General features: G+C 70.1%; 24 protein-coding genes. 10 read left to right on the plus strand and 14 right to left on the minus strand.

Annotation, left to right across the window (positions count from 1 at the left end; all coding sequences use genetic code 11):
- Positions 1–2: 2 nt before the first annotated feature.
- From CCN37_RS06925 to CCN37_RS06945, 5 genes are all read right to left on the minus strand, one after another.
- On the minus strand, positions 3–587 hold the full coding sequence (locus CCN37_RS06925) for a GNAT family N-acetyltransferase (RefSeq protein WP_143261461.1): 585 nt from the start codon (positions 585–587) through the stop codon (positions 3–5).
- Complete coding sequence (locus tag CCN37_RS06930; protein WP_168200548.1) at positions 584–1,318, minus strand: class I SAM-dependent methyltransferase; 735 nt, start codon at positions 1,316–1,318, stop codon at positions 584–586. The genes CCN37_RS06925 and CCN37_RS06930 overlap by 4 nt, the downstream gene beginning before the upstream one ends.
- 63 nt (positions 1,319–1,381) lie before the next feature.
- Complete coding sequence (locus CCN37_RS06935; RefSeq protein ID WP_086819826.1) at positions 1,382–1,930, minus strand: TlpA disulfide reductase family protein; 549 nt, start codon at positions 1,928–1,930, stop codon at positions 1,382–1,384.
- Complete coding sequence (locus CCN37_RS06940; protein ID WP_086819827.1) at positions 1,927–2,295, minus strand: hypothetical protein; 369 nt, start codon at positions 2,293–2,295, stop codon at positions 1,927–1,929. The genes CCN37_RS06935 and CCN37_RS06940 overlap by 4 nt, the downstream gene beginning before the upstream one ends.
- Before the next feature lie 8 nt (positions 2,296–2,303).
- Positions 2,304–4,304, minus strand: coding sequence for a M6 family metalloprotease domain-containing protein (locus CCN37_RS06945; RefSeq protein WP_371503718.1), 2,001 nt, complete (start codon positions 4,302–4,304; stop codon positions 2,304–2,306).
- 300 nt (positions 4,305–4,604) lie between these two features.
- On the opposite strand from CCN37_RS06945, the gene CCN37_RS06950 reads away from it, so the two are divergent.
- The gene (locus CCN37_RS06950; RefSeq protein WP_246842860.1) at positions 4,605–5,180 is read left to right on the plus strand and encodes a TetR/AcrR family transcriptional regulator; all 576 of its coding nucleotides are present in this window, start codon (positions 4,605–4,607) and stop codon (positions 5,178–5,180) included.
- 192 nt (positions 5,181–5,372) lie between these two features.
- Here the strand turns inward: CCN37_RS06950 and CCN37_RS06955 are convergent, their stop codons facing one another.
- The 4 genes from CCN37_RS06955 to CCN37_RS06970 form a co-directional block, all read right to left on the minus strand.
- Positions 5,373–5,684: a hypothetical protein gene (locus tag CCN37_RS06955; RefSeq protein WP_143261462.1), complete on the minus strand. Its 312-nt coding sequence runs from the start codon at positions 5,682–5,684 to the stop codon at positions 5,373–5,375.
- A gap of 364 nt (positions 5,685–6,048) precedes the next feature.
- Complete coding sequence (locus CCN37_RS06960) at positions 6,049–6,486, minus strand: hypothetical protein (protein WP_246842861.1); 438 nt, start codon at positions 6,484–6,486, stop codon at positions 6,049–6,051.
- A 10-nt stretch (positions 6,487–6,496) separates the two neighbouring features.
- Positions 6,497–6,919, minus strand: a complete 423-nt coding sequence (locus tag CCN37_RS06965) for a roadblock/LC7 domain-containing protein (RefSeq protein ID WP_086819831.1) — start codon at positions 6,917–6,919, stop codon at positions 6,497–6,499.
- Positions 6,916–7,710 carry a hypothetical protein gene (locus tag CCN37_RS06970; RefSeq protein WP_086819832.1) on the minus strand — a complete coding sequence of 265 codons (795 nt, stop codon included), beginning with the start codon at positions 7,708–7,710 and terminating at the stop codon, positions 6,916–6,918. The genes CCN37_RS06965 and CCN37_RS06970 overlap by 4 nt, the downstream gene beginning before the upstream one ends.
- Before the next feature lie 806 nt (positions 7,711–8,516).
- Between CCN37_RS06970 and CCN37_RS06975 the strand changes: the two genes are divergently transcribed.
- Genes CCN37_RS06975 through CCN37_RS06985 form a run of 3 tightly spaced genes read left to right on the plus strand, consistent with a single transcriptional unit; the run spans position 8,517 to position 10,121 of the window.
- Complete coding sequence (locus CCN37_RS06975; RefSeq protein ID WP_143261463.1) at positions 8,517–9,323, plus strand: MarR family transcriptional regulator; 807 nt, start codon at positions 8,517–8,519, stop codon at positions 9,321–9,323.
- Positions 9,313–9,729: a roadblock/LC7 domain-containing protein gene (locus CCN37_RS06980; protein WP_086819834.1), complete on the plus strand. Its 417-nt coding sequence runs from the start codon at positions 9,313–9,315 to the stop codon at positions 9,727–9,729. Before CCN37_RS06975 ends, CCN37_RS06980 begins: the two co-directional genes overlap by 11 nt.
- 20 nt (positions 9,730–9,749) lie before the next feature.
- Positions 9,750–10,121 (plus strand): hypothetical protein, encoded by a 372-nt coding sequence (locus CCN37_RS06985; RefSeq protein ID WP_086819835.1) that lies wholly within the window; start codon positions 9,750–9,752, stop codon positions 10,119–10,121.
- A 217-nt stretch (positions 10,122–10,338) separates the two neighbouring features.
- On the opposite strand, the gene CCN37_RS06990 is transcribed toward CCN37_RS06985, so the two are convergent.
- From CCN37_RS06990 to CCN37_RS07000, 3 genes are read right to left on the minus strand one after another with little or no spacing between them, the layout of a single operon-like run.
- Positions 10,339–10,935 carry an FKBP-type peptidyl-prolyl cis-trans isomerase gene (locus CCN37_RS06990; protein ID WP_246842862.1) on the minus strand — a complete coding sequence of 199 codons (597 nt, stop codon included), beginning with the start codon at positions 10,933–10,935 and terminating at the stop codon, positions 10,339–10,341.
- A gap of 35 nt (positions 10,936–10,970) precedes the next feature.
- Positions 10,971–13,196 (minus strand): tetratricopeptide repeat protein, encoded by a 2,226-nt coding sequence (locus CCN37_RS06995; RefSeq protein ID WP_086819836.1) that lies wholly within the window; start codon positions 13,194–13,196, stop codon positions 10,971–10,973.
- Positions 13,197–13,210: 14 nt separating this feature from the next.
- Positions 13,211–13,555, minus strand: a complete 345-nt coding sequence (locus CCN37_RS07000) for an RNA polymerase-binding protein RbpA (protein ID WP_168200549.1) — start codon at positions 13,553–13,555, stop codon at positions 13,211–13,213.
- Between the two features lie 193 nt (positions 13,556–13,748).
- Between CCN37_RS07000 and CCN37_RS07005 the strand changes: the two genes are divergently transcribed.
- Both CCN37_RS07005 and CCN37_RS07010 read left to right on the plus strand, forming a co-directional pair.
- Complete coding sequence (locus CCN37_RS07005) at positions 13,749–14,609, plus strand: helix-turn-helix transcriptional regulator (protein WP_086819838.1); 861 nt, start codon at positions 13,749–13,751, stop codon at positions 14,607–14,609.
- Entirely contained in the window at positions 14,606–14,788 is a 183-nt protein-coding gene (locus CCN37_RS07010; protein WP_086819839.1) for a DUF397 domain-containing protein, read from the plus strand. Before CCN37_RS07005 ends, CCN37_RS07010 begins: the two co-directional genes overlap by 4 nt.
- On the opposite strand, the gene CCN37_RS07015 is transcribed toward CCN37_RS07010, so the two are convergent.
- Entirely contained in the window at positions 14,785–15,780 is a 996-nt protein-coding gene (locus CCN37_RS07015) for a LacI family DNA-binding transcriptional regulator (protein WP_086819840.1), read from the minus strand. The genes CCN37_RS07010 and CCN37_RS07015 overlap by 4 nt on opposite strands.
- Before the next feature lie 83 nt (positions 15,781–15,863).
- Here CCN37_RS07015 and CCN37_RS41355 point away from each other — a divergent pair, with 83 nt between their 5' ends.
- The 3 genes from CCN37_RS41355 (at position 15,864) to CCN37_RS07030 (ending at position 18,990) form a co-directional block, all read left to right on the plus strand.
- Entirely contained in the window at positions 15,864–16,931 is a 1,068-nt protein-coding gene (locus CCN37_RS41355) for a methyltransferase domain-containing protein (protein WP_086819841.1), read from the plus strand.
- A gap of 10 nt (positions 16,932–16,941) precedes the next feature.
- On the plus strand, positions 16,942–17,805 hold the full coding sequence (locus CCN37_RS07025) for an alpha/beta fold hydrolase (RefSeq protein ID WP_086819842.1): 864 nt from the start codon (positions 16,942–16,944) through the stop codon (positions 17,803–17,805).
- A 216-nt stretch (positions 17,806–18,021) separates the two neighbouring features.
- A complete protein-coding gene (locus tag CCN37_RS07030; RefSeq protein WP_086819843.1) occupies positions 18,022–18,990 on the plus strand; it encodes an asparaginase in 969 nt (322 codons plus the stop codon).
- Here the strand turns inward: CCN37_RS07030 and CCN37_RS07035 are convergent.
- Positions 18,976–19,938, minus strand: a complete 963-nt coding sequence (locus CCN37_RS07035) for a YafY family protein (RefSeq protein WP_086819844.1) — start codon at positions 19,936–19,938, stop codon at positions 18,976–18,978. The genes CCN37_RS07030 and CCN37_RS07035 overlap by 15 nt on opposite strands.
- Before the next feature lie 115 nt (positions 19,939–20,053).
- On the opposite strand from CCN37_RS07035, the gene CCN37_RS07040 reads away from it, so the two are divergent.
- Positions 20,054–20,245 (plus strand): hypothetical protein, encoded by a 192-nt coding sequence (locus CCN37_RS07040; RefSeq protein WP_086819845.1) that lies wholly within the window; start codon positions 20,054–20,056, stop codon positions 20,243–20,245.
- The last annotated feature ends 33 nt before the right edge of the window (positions 20,246–20,278 follow it).

Consider the following 20,278-nt stretch of genomic DNA (forward strand, 5'->3'; position numbering starts at 1 on the left):
GCTCAGCCGAGCCCGTCACGGCGCGCGAGCCATTCTTCGCGCAGCACCCCGAAAACGAGACCGTCGTAGAGCTGACCGTTCCACGCGCGGGCGTTGCGGAAGCGCGCCTCCTCCGTGAACCCGAGCTTGCGCCCGACCGCGGCCATGCCCGGGTTCCCGGAGTAGGTGGCGAAGTCCAACCGGGGCGCGGTGGTGCTGGTGAAGAGGTAGTCGGTCCACAGCCACAGCGCCTCGGTGCCGTAGCCGCCGCCCCAGTAGACCTCGTCGAAGATCACGATGCCCATCCGGCGCCAGTCCGTCGGCTCGGATTCCCAGTACCAGCTGACCTCACCGATGAGCCGGTTCGAACCGGTATCGAGTACCGCGAGCGAGGTACGCGGTGTCGGCAGCTCGTCGGGCAGCAGCCGCGCCCGCTCGGCGAGCAGCCTGGCCTTGATCCCCACCTGTTCCTCGGTGGGCCTGCCCAGGTAGGGCCCGTTGGTGTCGTGCCACCGCCGGTGCGGTGCGAGCAGACCGGGCAGCACGGCCGCGTCCTCGGGCGCCCAGTCGCGCAGGGTCGCCCGGCCACCGGCGATGCGCAGGCTCATGCGGGACGCACCGCCCTCGTCCACAGGTGGTACGGGATCAGATCGTCCCGCCTGCCCTTCATCTCGAAGATCGGCTCGCGCATCGACTCGATGAGCAGCCCGGCGTTCTCCATGGCACGGGTGTAGGCGCTCAGCGGGTTGGTCCAGCCGTTGAAGGTCATCACCATTCCCTCGCGCTCGACGGTGTCCTCGACGCGCCGGCGGGCGAAGTAGGACTCCTCGATCACGAAGCGTCGCCGCCCGCCCGGGCCGGTCTCGAAGTGCCCGGCGTCGTTGAGCGGGTGCGTGGTGGCGACGCACAACCGGCCGCCGGGCGCGAGGACGCGAGCCGCCTCGGCGACGGAAGAGGCCAGGTCGTCCACGTCCATGATCGTGTTGTAGGCGATGACGATGTCGAAGGCGCCGTCGTCGAAGGGCAGTTCACGCGCGTCGCAGACCCGGTAGTCGCCGTCCGGGTCGGCCTCGACGGCGTGATCGATCATGGTTTGCGCGATGTCGACGCTGGTGACCCGGTGCCCGCGCGCCTTGAGATCTCGGCTGACCCTGCCCTCACCGCATCCGAGGTCCAGCGTCGCGGTGCCGGGTTCACCGACGAGGTCGAAGAAGCCGTCGCGGTAGAACCAGTAGGAGTCGAAGTCCGGCCGACGCGCCCAAGCCACCCAGTTTCGGGCCTGCTCCTCCCAGCTCTCCGCCATCGTGGCCTTGTTGTTCACCGTCGCGTCGTTGACCATGCGCGCGACACTAACCACGCCGTCAGCGCGCGGCATTCGATTTCACCGATCGGGAAATCCGCCTCAGCGCCGGTGCACCAGCTTCGCCAGCTCCGTGGCGACCGCATCCGCGCTCGTGCCGCCGGGCCAGCCCCTGACCAGCGCGCCGCCGTTGGCCACCACGGCGACCAACGGCGGTTCGCGCAACGCGAAGGCCCGTCCGGCACTCTGTTCCGCGTCGTCGCGGGCGACGGGGTAACTGACACGGTGTTCGTCGAGGTACCGGCGCAGGTCCGTTTCGGTATCGCGTCCCGCGACGCCGAGGAAGGCAACCGCGTCCCGGTACTTCTCAGCGAGCGCGGTGAACTCCGGCTGCGCGTCCGCGCACTTGCCGCACCACGAGCTGAAGAACAGCAGCACTACGGGGCGCTCCCGCCACAAGTCCTCTGTGGACACCCGTGTTCCGTCCACAAGGGACAGAGTGAACTTCGGGGCGCTGACCCCCTTCACGTCGGGGTAGCTCACTCCGACGGGCACGGGTCCCGGCAAGGACCGCTTCCCACCGCGCGGCGGCTCCTGCGAGCAGGCCACGACCGAGAGGATCAGCAACAGGAGGACCGCGAGTCGCTTCACGGCACCATCCCCACGACCTGATCATCCTTGCGCTGCAAGCGAATTGGTTCTCCGTCGACGATGAGGTCGTACGTGTCGGCGGCGGGCAGCGACACGTCGAAGGTCAGCTCGCAGAAGGTCGGCACACGCGGCACCTTGAGGTCTTCGTCAAGCGCCGCAACGGCTTTGCCAGCGGGAAGCACTCCGCCGGCGATCTGCCCGCCGTCCGCGCCGCGCACGATGAACTTCGCCGACCGGTGCAGCGAGGCGTAGGCGCCGGTTCCGGAGCACTCCGAGCCCACCGAGCGAATCGTGCCGTCCCGCACGAGCAGTTTCACCTGCGTGCTCGCGCCGCCGCATCCCGCCAGCAGGAGCAGCGCGAGCACGCAGACGCCTAGCGAGCGGGAACGAGGCACTTGGCCGTCGCGGTCTTGGTCGGGTCGCTCTCCGAGGTAGCGGTCAGCGTGGCCTCGGCGAGCACGCCGGCCGGGTTGCCGGTGCGCGCAGTGCTCGTGACGGTGAGCGGGATGTCGACCTTCGCACCCACCTTCACAGCTGCCAGCTCGTTCGGCAGCCGCACCTCATAGCCCGCGGGCGCGGTCGCCTTCAGCCGGTACACGTCACCGTCCACATAGGACGAAACATCCTGCGGCTGGCCGGTCACCGGCAGCGTCCGCCCGGTGTTGGCGAGCGGGAACGTGCACTGCGCGACGCCGTTGCGGTCCGGGCGCGAGGCCCCCGAGGGACCGAGTACCAGTCCACGGGTGTGCGGTCCCGCCCCGTCGAGCGAGCGCACCGCGACGGTGTAGGACAGCACGCCCTGCTGGTCGCGGTGGATGTCGGCGACGTAGAGGTGCAGCCGGTTCGCGATGTCGACGTGCTCGTACTTGCTCCCGGAACCGGTGCCCGCGCGGAACGGGGCGTCGGCGAGCTGGCGCGGGTCGCCGATCGTCACCTTCACCGGGGTCCCGTCCGGCCGGTAGAAGTCCACCAGGTCGATGTCGGCCGGGTTCGCGTCGATGATCCACTCGAACGGCGCGGCGTCGGCGTTCTTGGTCTTGGTGAACAGCACGCCGCTGTCCGGGGTGAACGAGTCGGCGCCCATCCGGTCGACGACCTCGACGGTGTAGTTGTTGTAGCCGCCGCCGTCGCAGAACGGGTCGGTGCTCTGACTGCACCTCGGCGACTTGTCCCCCGTCTTCAACGCGACGTTGAGGCCCATCAGCCCGCCCTTGCCCGGCTGCACCTCGCGGGCGGTGACCCTGGCGGTGATGACCCCGGACTTCGCGAGCGCGTCGCGTTCGAGCTGGAGCACGTGCGCCGGGTCAACCATGCCGAGCTTGGCCTTGGTGCGCAGCATGTGGTGCGAGCCCATCGCGCCGCCCGCGTCCGGCGGGATCTTCCAACGGGTGTGAGTACCACCCGGGCCGTTGAACGTACCTCGGCTCATCATCTCCCAGGGGCCGGTGAAGGCGCGCACGGGCGGCTTGCCGAAGGGGTTGTTGTAGTTGTCACCGATGCCGAGGATGTGGCTCAGCTCGTGGGCGAAGGTGCCGTGCCCGGAGCTCTCCGCCTGCGTGGAGGACCCGCCGCCCGCGTTCGGCCAGATCGCCGACGCGGCCTTCCACGAGGTCCACTCCACGTAGCGGGTCTTGGCCCAGTTCGGCAGCTTGGGGTCTGGCGGGCCGAAGGAGTCCGGCACGTCCTCCTTGCGCTGGAACAACATCTCGCCGAACTCCTGCCAGGTCGACGACTCGTCCTGGCCGGCGCTGAGGAAGAACACGAAGTCGAAGCCCTTGGGCACCTCGTTGCCGACCTCGGCCCGCCACGCCCCGCCCGCGTCGGTGCGCAGGTCCCGGTTGCACGTCGAGCCCTCGGGGCACGCGCCCGCGCCCTGGAACTCCATCCCGTACTCGAAGGACTTGCCCGGCATCCGGTAGGCGCCGAAGGCGGTCAGCTCGACGCCGATCCGCCCGCCGGAGGCCTCCATCCAGTACTCGTGCAGCGTGTGCCCGCGGTTCACCGCGTTCGGCTTGTTCAGGAAGTCCTGGTAGAACTTCGCGACCTGTGGGCGGGGGATGTTGTTGGCCAGCTGCGAGGGGTTGCCGAAGACGTCCGAGCGCGGCGGCTTGGTCACCACGAAGTCCTGGTCCGGGTAGTCCGCGAGGACCAGCGCGCCCTTGAACGTCCGCTTCGTCGGCTTGCCGTTGGGGTCGGACCAGTTGGTACCCGGTACCTTCCGGTAGTCCGACCACGTCATGTCCTGGGGGTTCTCCCAGTTCTTCGGATCGATCGGCGCCAGGTTGTTCCCCGGCGCGGCGACCGCTGACGGCACGCCGAAGGCCACCGTCGCGGCGACCGCGAGGACCACCAGCCTCGACAACGACGAGCGCACCCCAACCACCCACTCCCGCTCGGGACCGTCCCCAGCGGAACCTATTGAGGAGCACGGCGCGGCGACCATCCGCCAAAAGCCGGGTGTCTTTCACACCAGTCCGCACCGACTGGCCTGTCCCCGCACCCGCGCGCCGGTGGCCGCGCCCCGGAGTTCGGGTGTCTTCAAGCCCCCCAAACCCCACTGTCGATCATCGTCAACCACCCCGAACCCAACCGTTGGTCGGCGCCGGAGACCACCGGGAACGCGGTGTCTCACCGGACAGCCGCTACGCCGATCGGGGCCGAATACCCTGTGGAAGTGAGTTCACCTCGGCGCACCGCCGCACGCGGACGGATCGACAAGCGCGCGGCCATCCTCGACGCCGCCTTCACCGTCTTCGCGCGCCGCGGCTACGACCAGGCCTGCGTGCAGGAGATCGCCGACGAGGCCGGTGTGGCCAAGCCGACCGTGTACAACCACCTCACGGACAAGGAAACCCTCTTCCACCACGCCACCGAGACCGTCGCCGAGGCCGTGCGGACCGAAAGCCTCGCCGTCGTCGAACGCCTGCGCGAGCCCGGCGACCTGCACGTGGCCTTGGCGGAGGTCGGTATCGGACTGCTGCGGATCTACGCCGACGACCGCTCCCGCGCACTCCGCCGGTTGACCGGTTCGGCCGGGTGCGCGTGGATCGACGAAGCGCTCGCCGACCGCTTCGCGCGGCTGTGCTTGGCGGGGCGGCTGCGGCAGTGCGATCCGGCAGTGGCGGCGGAGCAGTTCCTCGCGTTGCTGACCGGACCGTGGGAGGGGCGTTCCCGCCAAGAGTCCACTGTGGACCTTCAGGCGATCGTGGCGGCTGCGGTGGACACGTTCCTCCGGGCGTTCGGGGGCTAGCCGGTCGACCTTCGTCCACGCCGAACACGAGGGAAGGCCTCCCGCGTTCGGCGTGGATCACGACATCCGCGCCGGCGGCCGAGGAGGCCTTCGGTTCCTCACGCCAACGCGCCCGTGATCACACCGGGCAGACTGGCTCGTCCATCAGCGGGAAGATCCACCGTTCACCTGAAACGGGAAACCCGGCCTGGGTCACCAGATCCGGGTCACCTTCATCGAGGGCCGGCTCATGTCGTAGTAGTAGTAGGACGGGCAGAAGGTCGCCGCCACGTTGGAGCCGTATTCCTCGTCGGTGACCACGATGTCCGCACCACCGACCGGACCGATCCGGGTGCAGTTGATCCGGAGTTCCCACCGGGGGTAGTCGCACTTGATGGTGACGCCGTACCTGCTCTGGGTGAACCCCGAGCACGAGTACTGCGCCGACACCGACGCTGACGCCGGAGATCCGACGAGCACGCAGCCCGCCACGACGAGTCCGGCAACCACAGCTCTGGATAACACTCGCAAACTCCTCTCACGTTCATGGAAAACAATCGCGGCGCGCAGCGTAGGTAGCGACAGCACCCGCGGCCACAAATTCACGCTCAAACAAATCGCCGAACGTCATGATCACTTTTTCGTGACCATTTCACGGCAAGGGGCAGGGGGTCGGAAATTCATGACGACACCCTCGAGGGGATCACATTCGCGCTGGTCAACAACACCTGAACAGTTAAGAAACAACCCCGGAAAACATCCGAGCGCCAAGAAGAACCAGAGCGAAGAAGTTCCCCGCTCAGACCAAAAGTGTCGTTACGCAAATGCAACGAAAGACGCATCAACGAAAGGAGCACTCCGCGACCACACGAACAGGCGCGGCAGCTGACTAGATCATCTCGAAGTGCGTTTTGAGCACCCTCCTCGTCGCGGCGAAGAGCATGCCGATGTTCACCGACCGGGGGCAGACGACCACGACCACGAGATCGGCGCCGTGCTCGTCGCGGATGAACAGGTGCGTCAGGTTGGTGCTGTTGACCAGGACCTCCTGGAAGTAGTGCTCGGTGCTGGTGACGCCCCTGCGTTCCTTGAAGATGTCCTCGATCATGGTGACCGTGCGGCCCTGGAACAGCTCCAGCGTCGCTCCGGCCAGCAGGTCGAGCACCTCCGACGGGTGGCTGTCGGTGGTCTCGCAGGTCATCAGCATGCCGGTCGCCATGTCCACGACACCGGTGGCCAGGCAGTCGGGAACCTCCTGCCGCAGGCGCCTGGCAACGGAGATCACCTGGTCGGACATGGCCAGCTGGGTCTTTCCTGAGGTGTCCACTGTCCTCTTCTCACTCGTGCTCGGGTACGGATGGGGTGGAGCTGTCCTTCGCCTTCTCCGCCCACGCGGCGGAGAGGATCGCGTCGACGCGGTCGACCACGGGGCGGGTCTGTCGGTGCAGCAGTCCGGTGTCCATCCCCTCGTCGCCGAGGACGATCAGCAGCGCCCGCCCGCCGACCGCGTAGACGGCCGTGCTGCCACCGCTGCTGTGGACGACGGTCTGCCGCAGCGAGCCCTGCTGGGTCGCCCCGGCGGTCCTGCGGGAGAGGCCGAGAACCGCGGCGGAGAGCGCGGCGAGGCCCGAGGGGTCGATCCCGTCCGCCGCGTCCGCCAGGATGAGAAGGCCGTCCGCCGTGGCGAGCACCGTGTCGGTGATCCCGGGGACCCGGTCCCGCAGGGAACGCAGTTCGGCGGCCAACGCATCGTGTCTCACACCGTTCTCCGTTCCGGTTCGAAAGCGATCGCGGCGCGTCCGGGCCTGGTGCGCGGTGCGACGGCGCGGGCCAGTGACACGGCGGCCGGGCTGGCACCCGCGACGACCTCGACCAAGCCGTCGCCGAGCATCCGGCAGACCTCGATCGTCACCGGGTAGAGGCCTCGGCCGAGAGTGAAGGCGATGTCCCTCGCGCTGCGCCTTCCGACGACCTGCGCCAGGACTTCGCGCTGCGCGGCGGTCAGAACGGTCGTGGCGAGGTCGGCCCCGTGAGCGGCGCCCAAGCGGTCGCGGTGCGGCGACACGGCGAAGGGCAGCGCTGCCAAGGCTTTCAGCCGTCGGGAGGTCTGCTCGAACAACCAGGCGAGGTCGATCCCGTTCGTCACGGGCAACGGCGGATCAGTCGGCCTGTCGTCGACGAAGCAATCCTCGACCGTGCCCGTCACCGCGGCGAAGGCTCCGTCGTGCGCGGCCATCATGGTGACGGTCCTGAGTTCGGTCGCGCCAACGCCTCCGTGCGCGAGCACCCGCGAGGGGTGCTCCGGCCCCGCGCGCCGGGCACGCGTCCAGTCGGCTTCGCTGATCCGGCCGGAGCGCACCAGGAGCACTTCCGCTCCGGGCGCGCCGGGACTGCGTACCGCGATCACGGCGCCGCGTCTCAGGTGGACCACCGCCCCAGGTGCGCCCACGAGGTTCACGGTTCCGGTGACGCGGTCCTGCTCGCATCGGAGGAGGGCGTGCGCGAGCGCGTCGAAAGCCGCTCGGTAACGGGGATTGCTGCTGCCGGTCACTGGCGCTCCCTGGCCGAGCCGAGGCGAATGCTGACTCGATCCCCATCCCCGATGTGAGGTGCCAGCCGAGCGGCAGACTCTATGCCGGGTGTGTCCGGCCGACCACGCGCCGTTATCAGCACGTCCTGCCTTCGTGACCTCCCGCGAGTGCGTTTTTTGTACCAGGAAAGGGATTTTCGCGACGCCAGCGCAGCGCGACGGCGCCGCTCAGGCCGGGTTCGAGCCCCTCGGGAGCGACTGCGCGGACTATCCGGGAAACGAAGCCACCGGACCCGGAAACGCTTGCACAGCAAGGAAAACTCGGGTGGCGACCGACCGGCGACGGCGGCATGTTGGTTTGTGGCCCACACAATCCGTCGCAGCGGCGTGGACACGGGAGCACGACCGCGGCGAAACCCGGCCGCACCAGCGCGGCCCGGCTCGGCGCCACAGCGGGTAGCCGGTGGTCACAGCGGACCGCACGCCCACGACAGGGCCCTCCCCCGAGAAAATCGCCGATCCGCCCGATCAACGGAAATTCACGAACATTCGGGATATGCCCAAGAAATCCGCCCCGCGCGGGAACTCGTTACCGGAAATGAAATCTTTCACCCGACCGGGTAAGGCCCTCTGCGATGACCGGCGAGAAGTAACACGAGCGCCGAAGCCCTCGATGAGGGAAATCAGCAACCAGGTGTCCCACTGCCTTTTCCGATACCGAGTCCCCCACGGAGCGCCCTCTGAAACGCGACCACCGAGCCGCGTGCGACGTCCTCGCGCGCGCCCTGGCGCAGTGCCACGCTGATCGCGTCACCGCGACGGTGCGCGTGCTCGGCAACCCGGGCGGGCTGTTCCACCTGCGCGGGGGCCTGGTGACCGCGGTGGAGAGCCCGGGTTCCCCGGGGGCGGAAGCGTTGCTGCTGCGTTCGGGACGGGTCAGCGAGCAGGACTGGACCGCCGCGCTGCGCGAGGGCACCGGGACGCGCTCACACCAGGAGACGCTGATCGCCCGCGGCGCCGTCGGGGCGCGCGAACTCAACGCACTGATCACGGTCGCCACGCGCGACGGAGCGTTCGCCACCGCAGCGGGCGAGATCGAGGACTACGTCGTCGACAGCCCCCTTGACGTGCTGCTGAGCACTTCAGACGGGGTGGCGCCCGATCTGCTGGCCAGTGAGACGGAGCGTCGGCTGGACGCGCTCGCCGCGATGCCGTTCCCGCTGTCGCCCTACCGGGAACGCGTGGTGCCCGGCAGCCGGGCGGGCACGCGCGCCCTGACCGACCAGCAGCGCACGATCCTCGAACACGCCACCGGCAGGCGCACCGCGCGCGACATCGCCTTCGTGATCAGCCGGGGCGTCTACCCGGTCACCGTGGAGATCTCCCGGATGCTCACCGAGGGCATGGTGGAGATCGCCTCACCGGAGGTCTCGTTCGGCTTCGTGAACTGGGGCCACTCGTCGCTGCACCCCCGTGCGCGACCGGAGCGCGGCGCGTCTCCCGAAACCGAACCGGAACCGCTTCCGGCCCGCCACCGGAAAAACTCGCGAAACCGCACGCGACCGTCGCGGTGGCCCGCTCCGCCGGAAGTTCTCGACCTTTCCGAAACAGAGGGGAAGAACATTGGACTATGAGGCACTGGCCACCGAACTGCGCACCCTGCGGGAAACGGTGGCCGGAGTCACCGACACGGTTCTGGCAGGTGTCGACGGAATACCCATCTTCGCCGACGCCGCGGCCGGAGTCGATCCGGCGAACGTCTCCGCGCTCGCCGCCGCCGACCTCGGCGTCGCGCGCCAGGCGGTCGAGGTGATCGGCCACGGCGCGCTGAGCCAGACCGTGGTGTTCAGCAGCGGCGGCTACATGGCCGTGTACGCCGTCGGCCGGACCGCGTTGATGGTCGTACTGGGCGACAAGGGGCTGAACCTCGGTCGCCTGCTCCACGAGGCCCAGCCCGTGATCGCGCGGATCAGCTCGATCCTCACCGCACAGCCCCCCACGGCCGCCAAAGCACGTCGCAGAACCCAGACCACCAGTTGAGGCAAAGGAAGTGGCACGAGATGAACATCGATGTGGCGTTGAAAGAGGCCATGTCCATCACCGGCGCGGTCGGTGTCGCGCTGGTCGACTACGACAGCGGGATGTCGCTCGGAACCCGGGGCGGGGGTGAGTGGCTCAACCTGGACCTCGCCGCGGCCGGCAACACCGAGGTCGTTCGCGCGAAGATGCGGGTGATGTCCACGCTGGCGCTCAACGACAGCATCGAGGACATCCTGATCACCCTGAACCGCCAGTACCACCTGATCCGGCTGATCGACACCGCGAACTCCAGGACCTCGCTGTTCCTGTACCTGGTGCTGGAGCGCGAGTCGGCGAACCTGGCGCTGGCCAGGCACCACCTCAGGCGCATCGAGAACGAGCTGCAGGTCTAGGCCTGGACGGCGCGCAGGAGGAACTCCGGCGTCTCGTCGGATCTGGTCTCCCGTTGCCCGCGCGGGCCGTAGGCCTTCGCGGGCGGGGGTGATCGGGCTGGGCGAGCGGCGCCGCGGCTCGGACGGCCCCTCCCCGGCGGGGCTCAGGCGATCAGCGGGAGAGCGAGCGCGACGAAGCCCGGCGCCGTCGAACGGACGGGCGCCGGGCTCCCGGGAATTATGCGCCGACCTTGACCGCGTCGACGATGAAGACGAGGGTCTCGTTGCCCTTGATGTTGCCCTTGCCCTGGGCCTTGTAGCCCTTGGCGGGCGGGACGACGAGCAGGCGGCGACCGCCCTGCTTCATGCCGGGAAGACCCTCGACCCAGCCGTCGATGAGCGCGCCCTTCTCCAGCGGCGTCTCGAGCGGGGCGCTACCGAAGGACGCCTGGTTCTCGCTCTTGGTCGACCAGGTGTAGAGGGCGTAGTGCATCTGCAGCTCGTCGCCCAGCTTGATCGCGGGACCGGTACCGGGGATCAGGTCCTTGCTGACCAGTTCCGTGGGCGGGGCGCAGTCCGACGGGATGGTGACGGTGGGCTTCTGCCCGGCGGCACCGGTCACGACGATCTTGTCGACGGCGCACGGCGGGCCCGCCGGGACGGACACGGTGGCCGGGGTGGTCGTGGTCGGCGCCGGAGCCGAGGACGGGGCCGCCTGCTGGCTCACGTTCGCGCCGCCGTCGGGCAGGTCGGAGGGGCGCTCGCTGGGCGTGCAGCCCGTCACCGCGAGGACGGTGCTGATCAGGATTGCGGTCATCGCCGCGGTCTTCCGCATGGCGGAAAGCCTAATCGGAGCGCTCCGGGCGGGCGTCACCGGCAACCCTGGGCGGCGAACAGCGCGTCGGCCCTGCGCAGGTCGGCGGTCGCCCGGTCGTCCTCGCCGAGCGCGAGCCTGCCGTTGCCGACCTCGCGCAGCGCGCCGGCATGGCTCCACGCGTCCCCGAAGCGCTCGAAGACGGCGCAGGCCCGGTCGTACTGCTCGACGGCTTCGGTGTGGCGCTCCAGTTCGGCGAGCACGGAACCGAGGCGCAGGCGGGTCCGCGCGGCACCCCGGTCGTCGCCGTGGCCGTCGAAGAGGGTCAGCGCGTGCCGTTGCAGCTCAAGGCCTCGCGCGGGTTCGCCCAGCTTCGCCAGCACCACGCCGAGCCTGCTGGAGGACACGGCGTGCTGCCACCAGTCGCCGCGCAGCGACACGGCGCGGGCGAGCGCCTGCCGGGCCGCGTCGGGGCGGTTCAGCGCGAGCAGCGCGCGGCCGAGGCAGTCCAGCGCGGCGACCTCGGCACCGGCGAGCCCGTCGCCGTGGGCGAGGCCTGCGGCGGTCTCGGCGAGCTCGCGCGCGGTGTCCGGCTGCCCGGTTTTGGCCGCTGCCAAGGAAAGCGCGGCGAGCGCGTGCGCCTTGTGCTCGGTGTCCTGTTGCAGCTGCGCTTGTTCGAGCGCGAGCTGGGCGAGCGCGCGCAGGTCGGTCCACGCGCACCGCAGCCGGTAGTACCAGCTGATCTGGCGCAGCAGGCCCACGAGACCCCAGCCCGGATCGAGGCGGCAGCCCTGCTCCGCGGCGGTCAGGATCGCGGTCCGCTCGGCGTCGAGCCAGCGCACCGCGTCGCGAATCCCGGCAAAGGCCGACTCACGGTCGTGCTGGGCCGTCGGGTCGAGCCACCCCGCGGCGTCGGCGGCGGTCTCCAGCAGCGCGTGCAGCAGGCGCAGCTCGACCTCCTGCCGCGCGGGTTCGTCCTGCTCGGCGCGGGAGGACGCGAAACCGCGGACGAGGACGTGCATCCGAGAACGCCCTTCCGTCGCGGCCGGGCGCAGGAATCCGGCTCTGTGCAACCGTTCCAGCTCGCGGCGGACCGAGCGGGGCGAGTCGCCGAGCGCGACGGCGGCGGTCTCGACGGTGAAGCAGCCGCCGGGCGCGAGGGTGAGGCGGCGCAGCAGTCTGCGGGCGGGTTCGTCGAGCTGCCGGTAGGACACCTCCAGCACGCCGCGCACGGCACGGCTGTCGGCGGGCAGCCACGCGAGCCGCGCGTGCTCCTGCTCCAGTTCGGTGACGGCGTCGGCGAGCAGTCCGCCGGGCCAGTCGACGAGCCGGGCGGCGGCGATGCGCAGCGCCAGGGGCCAGCGGTCGCACAGCGCGGCCATCCGGCGCGCGGCGGCGGGTTCGGCGTCGACCCTGGTCCGGCCGAGCACGGTGGCGACCAGGTCGACGGCGGCGTCGTCGGTGAGCGGGCCGATCCGGCAGCGGTGCACGGCGCGCGCGGTGTCCAGGCCGTGCAGCGGTCCTCGGCTGGTGACCAGCAGCGCGGAGCCGGGTGAGGCCGCCAGCAGCGGCAGCGCCTGGTCCTCGTGCGCGGCGCCGTCGATCACCACGAGCATCCGCCGCGTGGCGAGCACGGCCCGGTACAGCGAGCCGAGTCCGTCCACATCGGACGGTAGGGCTCGGTCGGCGATCCCGCAGGCGCGCAACGCTTTGCGCATCGCCTCGGTCGGGTTCGGATCGCACAGGTCGAGCAGCATGGCGCCGTCGGGGAAACGCGGGGCGAGCTCCGCCGCGGCCCGCGCGGCGAGGCTGGACTTGCCCGCCCCGGGTGGTCCGCTGAGCACCACGAGCGCGCCGCCGGTGAGCGCCTCGCGCAGCAGCTCCAGCTCCGCGTCCCTGCCGACGAAGTCCGCGGGCGCCGGAGGTACCGCGGCCGAGGGCGGTGGTACCGGGGACGGTCCCGCCGGGGTGGGTTCGAGTTCCGCGACGGCCTGGCGCTGCTCCGCCTGCTCCGCCAGTTCGGCGACCGCCCGCGCCCGCAGCGCGGCGAGCGAGGCCGCGATCGTGCCGTCGGTGTCGCCGACGGCCTCGGCGAAGCGCGGCAGCAGGTTCTCCGGGATCACCCGGCGACCACGCTCGTAGTCGGCCAGGGCGCTGTGCGCGCTGAGACCGATGCGCCTGGCCAGCCCACGCAGGGACAGGCCGGAGTCCGTCCGCCGCCCGCGCAGCGCGGCACCGAGCTCCACCAGTGACGTCTCGTCCTGGAAGGAACCGCTGATCATGTCACTCCAGGCGTTCAGCCGACGGACACGCGACCGGCGCGCAGCACGCTCAGCCGCTCCGCCAGCAGCTGCTCCAGCTCGGGTTCGGAGCGGCGGGAGCACAGCTGCTCCCAGTGCGTCTTGCCGGTACGCGGTACCGCGTTGTCCTCGGTACCGGCGCTGTCGGAGTACCAGACGCGGCTGTCGGTCCCGTGTTTCGGGCACTCCCACACCTCGGGGGTGTCGGCGTCGGCGGCGAAGGTCAGCTCGACGTTGTGCCCCTGCGGGCAGACGAAGACCACTGTTCGCCGGGCGGCGGGGGCCTCGGTGGCGGGCTGCGGGTACTGCGGGCCGCCACCGGCCCGGATCGCGCGGATCACGACGCCTCCTCGACGTGTTGGGGGCTTGCGAGTCGTGCGAGGGTGACCCCGCGACTCGCCTGCGGGGTCGAGCGTCAGCAGCGATCCGCGGGTGCGAAGCGTAGGGGCAGCCGTTCCCGGTGCCCATACACCACCGGAGTGAATATTCACCCTGACTTAGGCTGAGCGCAAACCTGCGCGAGGAGGCACCTGAATGCCGGGCACCAGGACCCGACGCAAGCGCAAACTCGGTGCCTTCCTCAAGGAGCTGCGGGAACGCGCCGGCATCGGGGCCGAGGAGGTCGCCGGGCGGCTGCGCAAGTCCCAGCCGACGATTTCGAAGATCGAGAACGGTCACGTCCTCTGCGGCTTCGCCGAACTGGGCGCCATGCTGGCCCTCTACGCGGCGGGCGAGGGCCAGCGCAGGGAGGCCGAGGCCCTGTGGGACGACGCCAAACAGGACGCGACCCGTATCGAACACTCTTCTGCGGTTCCCCCCAAGTTCCGCACGTTCCTGCGCGCGGAGGCCGACGCCACGTCCGTACAAACGTTGGAGTCGACCGGTATTCCGGGATTGTTGCAGACCGCAGATTACGCGGCGGCGGTGCGCGCGGCCGCCCGCAGGTTCATCGACCCGGCCGTCGGCGTCGAGCGCGCGGTCGCCGCGCGGCTGAGCAGACAGAAGCGGCTGCACGGCCCGGCGGCGCTGAGCCTGCACGCGCTGATCGACGAGGCGGTGCTGCGCAGGGTGGTCGGCGGGCCCCGGGTGCAGCGGGAGCAGCTGGCGCACCTGCTGGTCGGCGCCGAACTGGACAACGTCACCGTTCAGATAATCCCATTCGATTTCGGCGCCTACGGCACGATGTCCGGCTCCGCGACGATCCTGGGCTTCGCCGACGACGGCTATCCGGACGCCGTCTATTTGGAGTACCCCGGCGGCGGGGAATGGGTAGAGAATGACGGCGACGTTCGGAAGTTCCGGGCGATGTTCGCCGACATCTCGGCAGAAACCCTGACGCCCGAGGAGTCGGCGGCGGTGATCCGCGCACACGTCGACGCACTTGAGGGACGATGACCCCATCGCGCACCTGGAGAAAGAGCAGCTATACCGGAAATGACAACAACTGTGTGGAACTGTCCTTGACAGAGTTCGAATCGGCTGTCCGCGACAGCAAGCAGCCGAATGGACCAGTCCTCACATTCACCCCGTTGGCTTTCTCACGCTTCATACGTTTTCTGCGTGCGATGCGCTAACGCGTCGACGCCCGGACGACGAGTTCGGGTGTCAGCAGCCGGGACCGGGCGCCGCCGCCGTCGACGCGGACCAGCAACTCCTCGACGGCGGCGGCGCCCATGTCGTGCAGGGGGCTGCGCACCGTGGTCAGCGGCACCGTCAGCGAGGACGCCAGCGGGATGTCGTTGAACCCGACGAGCGCGATCCCCTCCCCCACCGCGACGCCGTTGGCCCGCAGCACCCCGGCGGCGCCCATCGCGGCCACGTCGTTGACGGCGAACACCGCGTCCAGCTCGCGCCCGAGCGCCAGCACCTCGCTCATCGCCTGCTCGCCGCCGCGCGAGTCGTAGCCGCTGTGGACCACCAGCTCATCCGGTACCGGGTACCCCGCCGCGGCGCAGGCGCGCAGGAACCCCTCGGTCCGGTCGGCGCAGGTGCTCGCGTAGGGCTGCCCCGCGAGCACCGCGATCCTGGTGCGCCCCAGTCCCAGCAGGTGCTCGGCGGCCAGCTCGCCGCCGCGCTCGTCGTGGCAGGTGATCGCGGGGTGCCCGCCGGAGCGCCTGCTGACCAGGACGAACGGGATGTCGTTCGCCACCAGGGATTCCAGGCCGCTGCCGTCGAGCCGCGCGTCGCCGATGATCAGCCCGTCCACGCCCCAGGACAGCAGCGCTTCGAGCCCGGCGGCGTGCTGTTCGGCGTTGTCGTGGGTGTTGGTGACGAAGGTCCGGTAGCCGTGGGCCAGCGCGGCCTCCTGGATGCCCTCGTACACGGCGGCGAGCACGTAATCGGTGAGCGTCGGCACGAGCACGCCGAGGATGCGCGTGCGCTGGGTGCGGAGGCTGGCCGCGTACTCGTTGCGGATGTAGCCGAGTTCACGGGCCGCGGTCCGAACGCGCTCCTCGGTCTCTTTGGTGACTTGCGCGGTTCCATTGAGCACTCTGGCCACAGTGGACACGTGGAGGCTGGTCGCCTCTGCGACCGCGCGCAGGGTCACCCTGGGCCTGGCGGACACGGTCTCTCCCGTCGCTGGACCGGCTTCGAATCGTCCATCGTGCCGCACGACTGGCACGCCCCGCTTTCGGGCACCCTGAGCGCATGGGGCTGCGTGAGGACCTGGTGCGGGCGCTGACCGACAGCGGTGAGCTCTCCGCGCGGTGGCGTGAGGCGTTCCTCGCGGTACCCAGGCATGCTTTCCTCCCGGATACCATTTGGTACTCAGACCCATTAAAACGCTTGTCGCGCAACGAGAACCCGACGGAGTGGCTTGCGGCCGCCTACGCCGACGACTGCGTGGTGACCCAGCTCGACGACGGTACGCAGGACGGCCCCGGGCTGGCGACGAGTTCTGCGAGCATGCCCGCGGTCGTGGCGACGATGCTCGACCTGCTCGACGTGGAGCCCGGAATGCGGGTCTGCGAGATAGGAACTGGTACCGGGTACAACGCGGCACTGCTCGCGTACCAACTGGGACCGAACAATGTCATGACCGTTGAGGTCGACCCAGCGCTAGCTCGTCGCGCTCGCGCCGCACTCGATGCCGCTGGCTACGGCGGGGTGACCGTTGTGTGCGGCGACGGTCTCGAAGGCTGCCCGGAGCTCGCTCCGTTCGACCGGATCATCGCGACCGCCAACGCGCAACGAATCCCCTATGCGTGGGTGGAGCAGACGAAGCCAGGTGGCCGCATCGTCTGCCCGTGGGGAACCGCGTTCTTCTCCGGCGCACTGGTGTCCCTGTCAGTCGATGCGGACGGCGTGGCGCGCGGTGGCATCGCTGGACGCGCGTCCTTCATGGACCTTCGTGCGCAACGCGTGAGCCCCGTAGATGCAGACGCGGACATCTACGACGAAGAACGCGCGACCGTCACGCGCACCTCGCTGCGCACGGACGACGTGATCGGCAGCTACGACGTCAACATCGCGATGGCCGTGCTCGTGCCCGACTGTCACGCATTGCCCACCGCGGACGGGCTGTGGCTCATCGATCCGACGTCGCGGTCGTGGGCCTACGCGGCTGACGGAGAGGTTCGGCAGCTCGGCGCGCGGCGGCTGTGGGACGAGGTCGAGGCGGCCCACCGCTCGTGGGTCGACGCGGGGAGCACGCGCGCGACGGCGTGGCGATTCACGGTGGGACCGGCTGGTCAGCGCATCACGCCGCGGCGGTAAGTTGACCCGCATGACCAAGACCGCCGTGCTCAGCCGTTTCGTGGACGAGGGGTCCCGCGAGGAGTTCCTCGCCCGCTTCGGCGAGGCGATGAGCGCGTGGCCGCAGGACCGCGTCGAGTCCGATGTGGACACTCGGTTCGGCAGCACCCGCGTCTACAGCCACGGCGACGGCGACGGCACGCCCGTGGTGCTGCTGCACGGCGGCAACACCACGCCCGCCACCTGGCACGCCAACGTGGCGGCGCTGGCCGAGGGGCGCGTCGTGCACGCCGTCGACGTGCTCGGCGAGCCCGGCACGAGCACTCCGACCGCACCAATGATCAAGTCATCTGACACCGCGGAGTGGCTGACCGCCGTGCTGGATGGCCTCGGCGTGCAGCGCGCGCATCTGGTCGGCGCGGCCTACGGCGGGTGGATCGCCGCGAACCAGGCGCTGCACACTCCCGACCGCCTCGCGTCCATGACGCTGATCGAGCCCGCGCGCGTGCTCGCCGAACTGCGACCGATCTTCGCCGTGCGCACCGTGTGGAACCGGGTGCTGGGCGCGGAGAGTCTGTGGCGCGAATACCTGGAGTGGTCTTCGCGGACCGCGCCCGCGGTGCGCGAGTTGCAGGTGCTGGGCAGCATGCGCTTCCGCAAGCGCCTCATGCCACCGCGCAAGCTCGGCAAGAAGCAGCTCGCCGGGCTCACCGTGCCGACGCTGGTGCTGCTCGGCGCCACCAGCCCCGTGCAGCGCGTCCAGCGGGCCGCCGGGCGGGCCTCGCTCATCCCCAACGCCGAGGTCACGGTCATCCCCGGCGCCGGCCACGCGCTCGCGGCCGAGCAGCCCGAGGCCGTCAACACCCGCATCACCGACTTCCTCGCCCGCCACTAGCCCTCCCCCCGGCGGCCCGCGGCTCGCGTCCAGACGTGACCAATGCGGCATTGGTCACGTCTCGGCGACCCGTTCAGGGCGTGGACGACGCGCGCGCCAAAACATCGCGGATGACGGCCGGGGATTGACGCGGAGGGGGCGCGTGCCGGACAGTGGGCGAACGTTCGCGCGATCGTTCGTCCAGCGGTCGCGCCGGAGTGTCCGGGGAGGTCAAGGGTGGAGCGTGTCGTGGTGATCGCGACGGGTGGCACCATCGCCAGCCAGCCGACGATGAGCGGCCTGGCCGCGAGCCTCCAGGGGCGCTCGGTGATCAGCGCGGTGCCGCCGACGGCGGGGCTGCGGGTGGACGTGATCGACCTCTGCACGATCGACAGCTCGTGTCTGACGATCCGGCACCAGCTCGACCTCCTGGAGCAGGTGCGCGTCGCCCTGGCCGACCCGGACGTCACCGGTGTCGTGGTCACGCACGGCACGGACACGTTGGAGGAGTCGGCTTTCCTGCTCGACCTGCACCACGACGACCCGCGCCCCGTCGTCCTGACGGGGTCGCAGCTGCCGTTGGGGCACGAGGGCTCCGACGCGCCGCGCAATCTCTCGGACGCGTTCATCGTCGCGCAGCAGGCACGCGATCTGGGCGTGCTGGTGGTCTTCAACGGCCACGTGCACGCCGCGCGCGGCACGGTGAAGCGGCACACCTTGGACGCCCACGCGTTCGGAGACCCCTCGCACGAGCCACTGGGCCGAATCCTCGGCGGAGAGCTGCTGTTGCGACGCGACGTGCAACGCCGGAGCGCGCCACTGCCCGCGCCGCGCGGCTCCGCGCCTCGCGTGGACATCGTGACGCACCACAGCGACGGCGACGCAGTGCTGCTGCGAGCCTCGATCGCGGCTGGAGCGCGCGGGATCGTGCTGGTGGGTGCGGGCACGGGCAACGCAACGCCGGAGATCGCGGAGGCGGTGCGCGACGCGACCCTCGCGGGCGTGGTCGTCGCGGTGACCTCGCGGTGCGCGGCGGGCCCGGTCGCACCGGTCTACGCCTCGGGTGGTGATCTGCTCGCGGCGGGCGCGATCCTCGCCGGACACCTCCGCGCGAGCCAGACGCGCATCGCGCTGCTGAGCGCCCTGATGCACACGGACAGCCCGGAGCGGTGCCGCGCGTTGCTGCCCGCGCTACTCGGAACCTGACGCGCGCGCGTAGCGGCGACTGAGTTCGCGCATGTGCTCGATGAGCTCCGGCGGCTCCTGCACCTCGAAGTCCACGCCCGTCATTCCCAGGTACAGAGCCAAGGACTCCAGCGAGTCGGCTCCGGTCGCGAACACGCAGCTGTTCTCGTCGATCGGTTCCAAGCTGCCGTAGCCCCCGAACTTCTCCGTCAGCGCTTCGGCGGAGGCGTGCATCAGAACGCGCGCGCGGAGCTGCCAAGGGGCTGAAGTGATGCGCGTCGACACGAACGTCGCGACGTCGACACCATCTGGTAGCTCGCGCGGTGTGAAGCGGGGACCGGTGGGGGTGCGCGGCGAAATGCGGTCCACGCGGAACGTGCGCCAGTCCTCGCGGTCGACGTCCCACGCGACGAGGTACCAACGACGGCCCCAGTTGGCCATGCTGTGCGGTTCCACCACACGCAGGCTCTCGGCGCCGCTGTGGTCGGAGTAGTCGAAACGGAAGCGCTCGTTGTCACGGCACGCGCTCGCGATCGTGGTGAGCACGGCGGAGTCCACGGTCGGCCCTGGCCTCAACGGGATCGGCACGGTGTAGGCCTGCAACGCGTTCACGCGGCGGCGCAGTCGCGACGGCAGAACCTGTTCGAGCTTGGTCAGCGCGCGCAGCGACGTGTCCTCGATCCCGGCGATCGGTCCACTAGTGGCGGTGCGGAGGCTCACGGCGACCGCGACGGCTTCGTCGTCGTCGAGCAGCAACGGTGGCAGCGCGGCACCAGCGCCGAGCCGGTAGCCACCTGCGGACCCTGTCGTCGCGTTGACCGGATATCCGAGGTTGCGCAGCTTGTCGACGTCGCGGCGCACGGTCCGCACGTCGACCTCCAGGCGGTCCGCGAGGTCGGAGCCGGACCACTCGCGGCGGATCTGCAACAGCGACAGCAGGCGGAGCAAGCGGGCCGATGTCTGCAACATGAGCGCAGTCTGGCACCCCTCGCGGACAACTCCTGTCCTCAACACCGCGGGGATGAATCACTGTGTCGAGTGGCTTTTCTTGCCAAGGTGGGCAGCGCTCGACAGCCTCGACCGCATGCTGAACGAGCCCGAGAGCATCGCGGTCGGCGAGAGCACCACGGTGTGCCACGACTGCGCCGGAGCGCAGCACGCGGCCCGTGAGGTACTGCGTCTCAACGGAGAGACCGGGGCGACCGTCGCCGTCACGCGCGCGTGTCGCACGTGCTCCGGTGTCGGGGCGCTGCCCGGCCTCATCCCGCCCGTCTAGTCGGAGAGCAACTGTGCGCAGCGGATGAGTCCG

Origin of the sequence: Allokutzneria sp. NRRL B-24872, from assembly GCF_002155965.1 — a bacterium.
GTDB lineage: Bacteria > Actinomycetota > Actinomycetes > Mycobacteriales > Pseudonocardiaceae > Allokutzneria.

What these genes read in the sequence shown, in the direction of transcription:
- CCN37_RS06925 (WP_143261461.1), bottom strand. Translation starts at nt 587, where the DNA reads ATGAGCCTGCGCATCGCCGGTGGCCGGGCGACCCTGCGCGACTGGGCG.
- CCN37_RS06930 (WP_168200548.1), bottom strand. Translation starts at nt 1,318, where the DNA reads ATGGTCAACGACGCGACGGTGAACAACAAGGCCACGATGGCGGAGAGC.
- CCN37_RS06985 (WP_086819835.1), top strand. Translation starts at nt 9,750, where the DNA reads ATGAACATCGATGTGGCGTTGAAAGAGGCCATGTCCATCACCGGCGCG.
- CCN37_RS06990 (WP_246842862.1), bottom strand. Translation starts at nt 10,935, where the DNA reads ATGCGGAAGACCGCGGCGATGACCGCAATCCTGATCAGCACCGTCCTC.
- CCN37_RS06995 (WP_086819836.1), bottom strand. Translation starts at nt 13,196, where the DNA reads ATGATCAGCGGTTCCTTCCAGGACGAGACGTCACTGGTGGAGCTCGGT.
- CCN37_RS07005 (WP_086819838.1), top strand. Translation starts at nt 13,749, where the DNA reads ATGCCGGGCACCAGGACCCGACGCAAGCGCAAACTCGGTGCCTTCCTC.
- CCN37_RS07010 (WP_086819839.1), top strand. Translation starts at nt 14,606, where the DNA reads ATGACCCCATCGCGCACCTGGAGAAAGAGCAGCTATACCGGAAATGAC.
- CCN37_RS41355 (WP_086819841.1), top strand. Translation starts at nt 15,864, where the DNA reads ATGGGGCTGCGTGAGGACCTGGTGCGGGCGCTGACCGACAGCGGTGAG.
- CCN37_RS07025 (WP_086819842.1), top strand. Translation starts at nt 16,942, where the DNA reads ATGACCAAGACCGCCGTGCTCAGCCGTTTCGTGGACGAGGGGTCCCGC.
- CCN37_RS07035 (WP_086819844.1), bottom strand. Translation starts at nt 19,938, where the DNA reads ATGTTGCAGACATCGGCCCGCTTGCTCCGCCTGCTGTCGCTGTTGCAG.
- CCN37_RS07040 (WP_086819845.1), top strand. Translation starts at nt 20,054, where the DNA reads ATGCTGAACGAGCCCGAGAGCATCGCGGTCGGCGAGAGCACCACGGTG.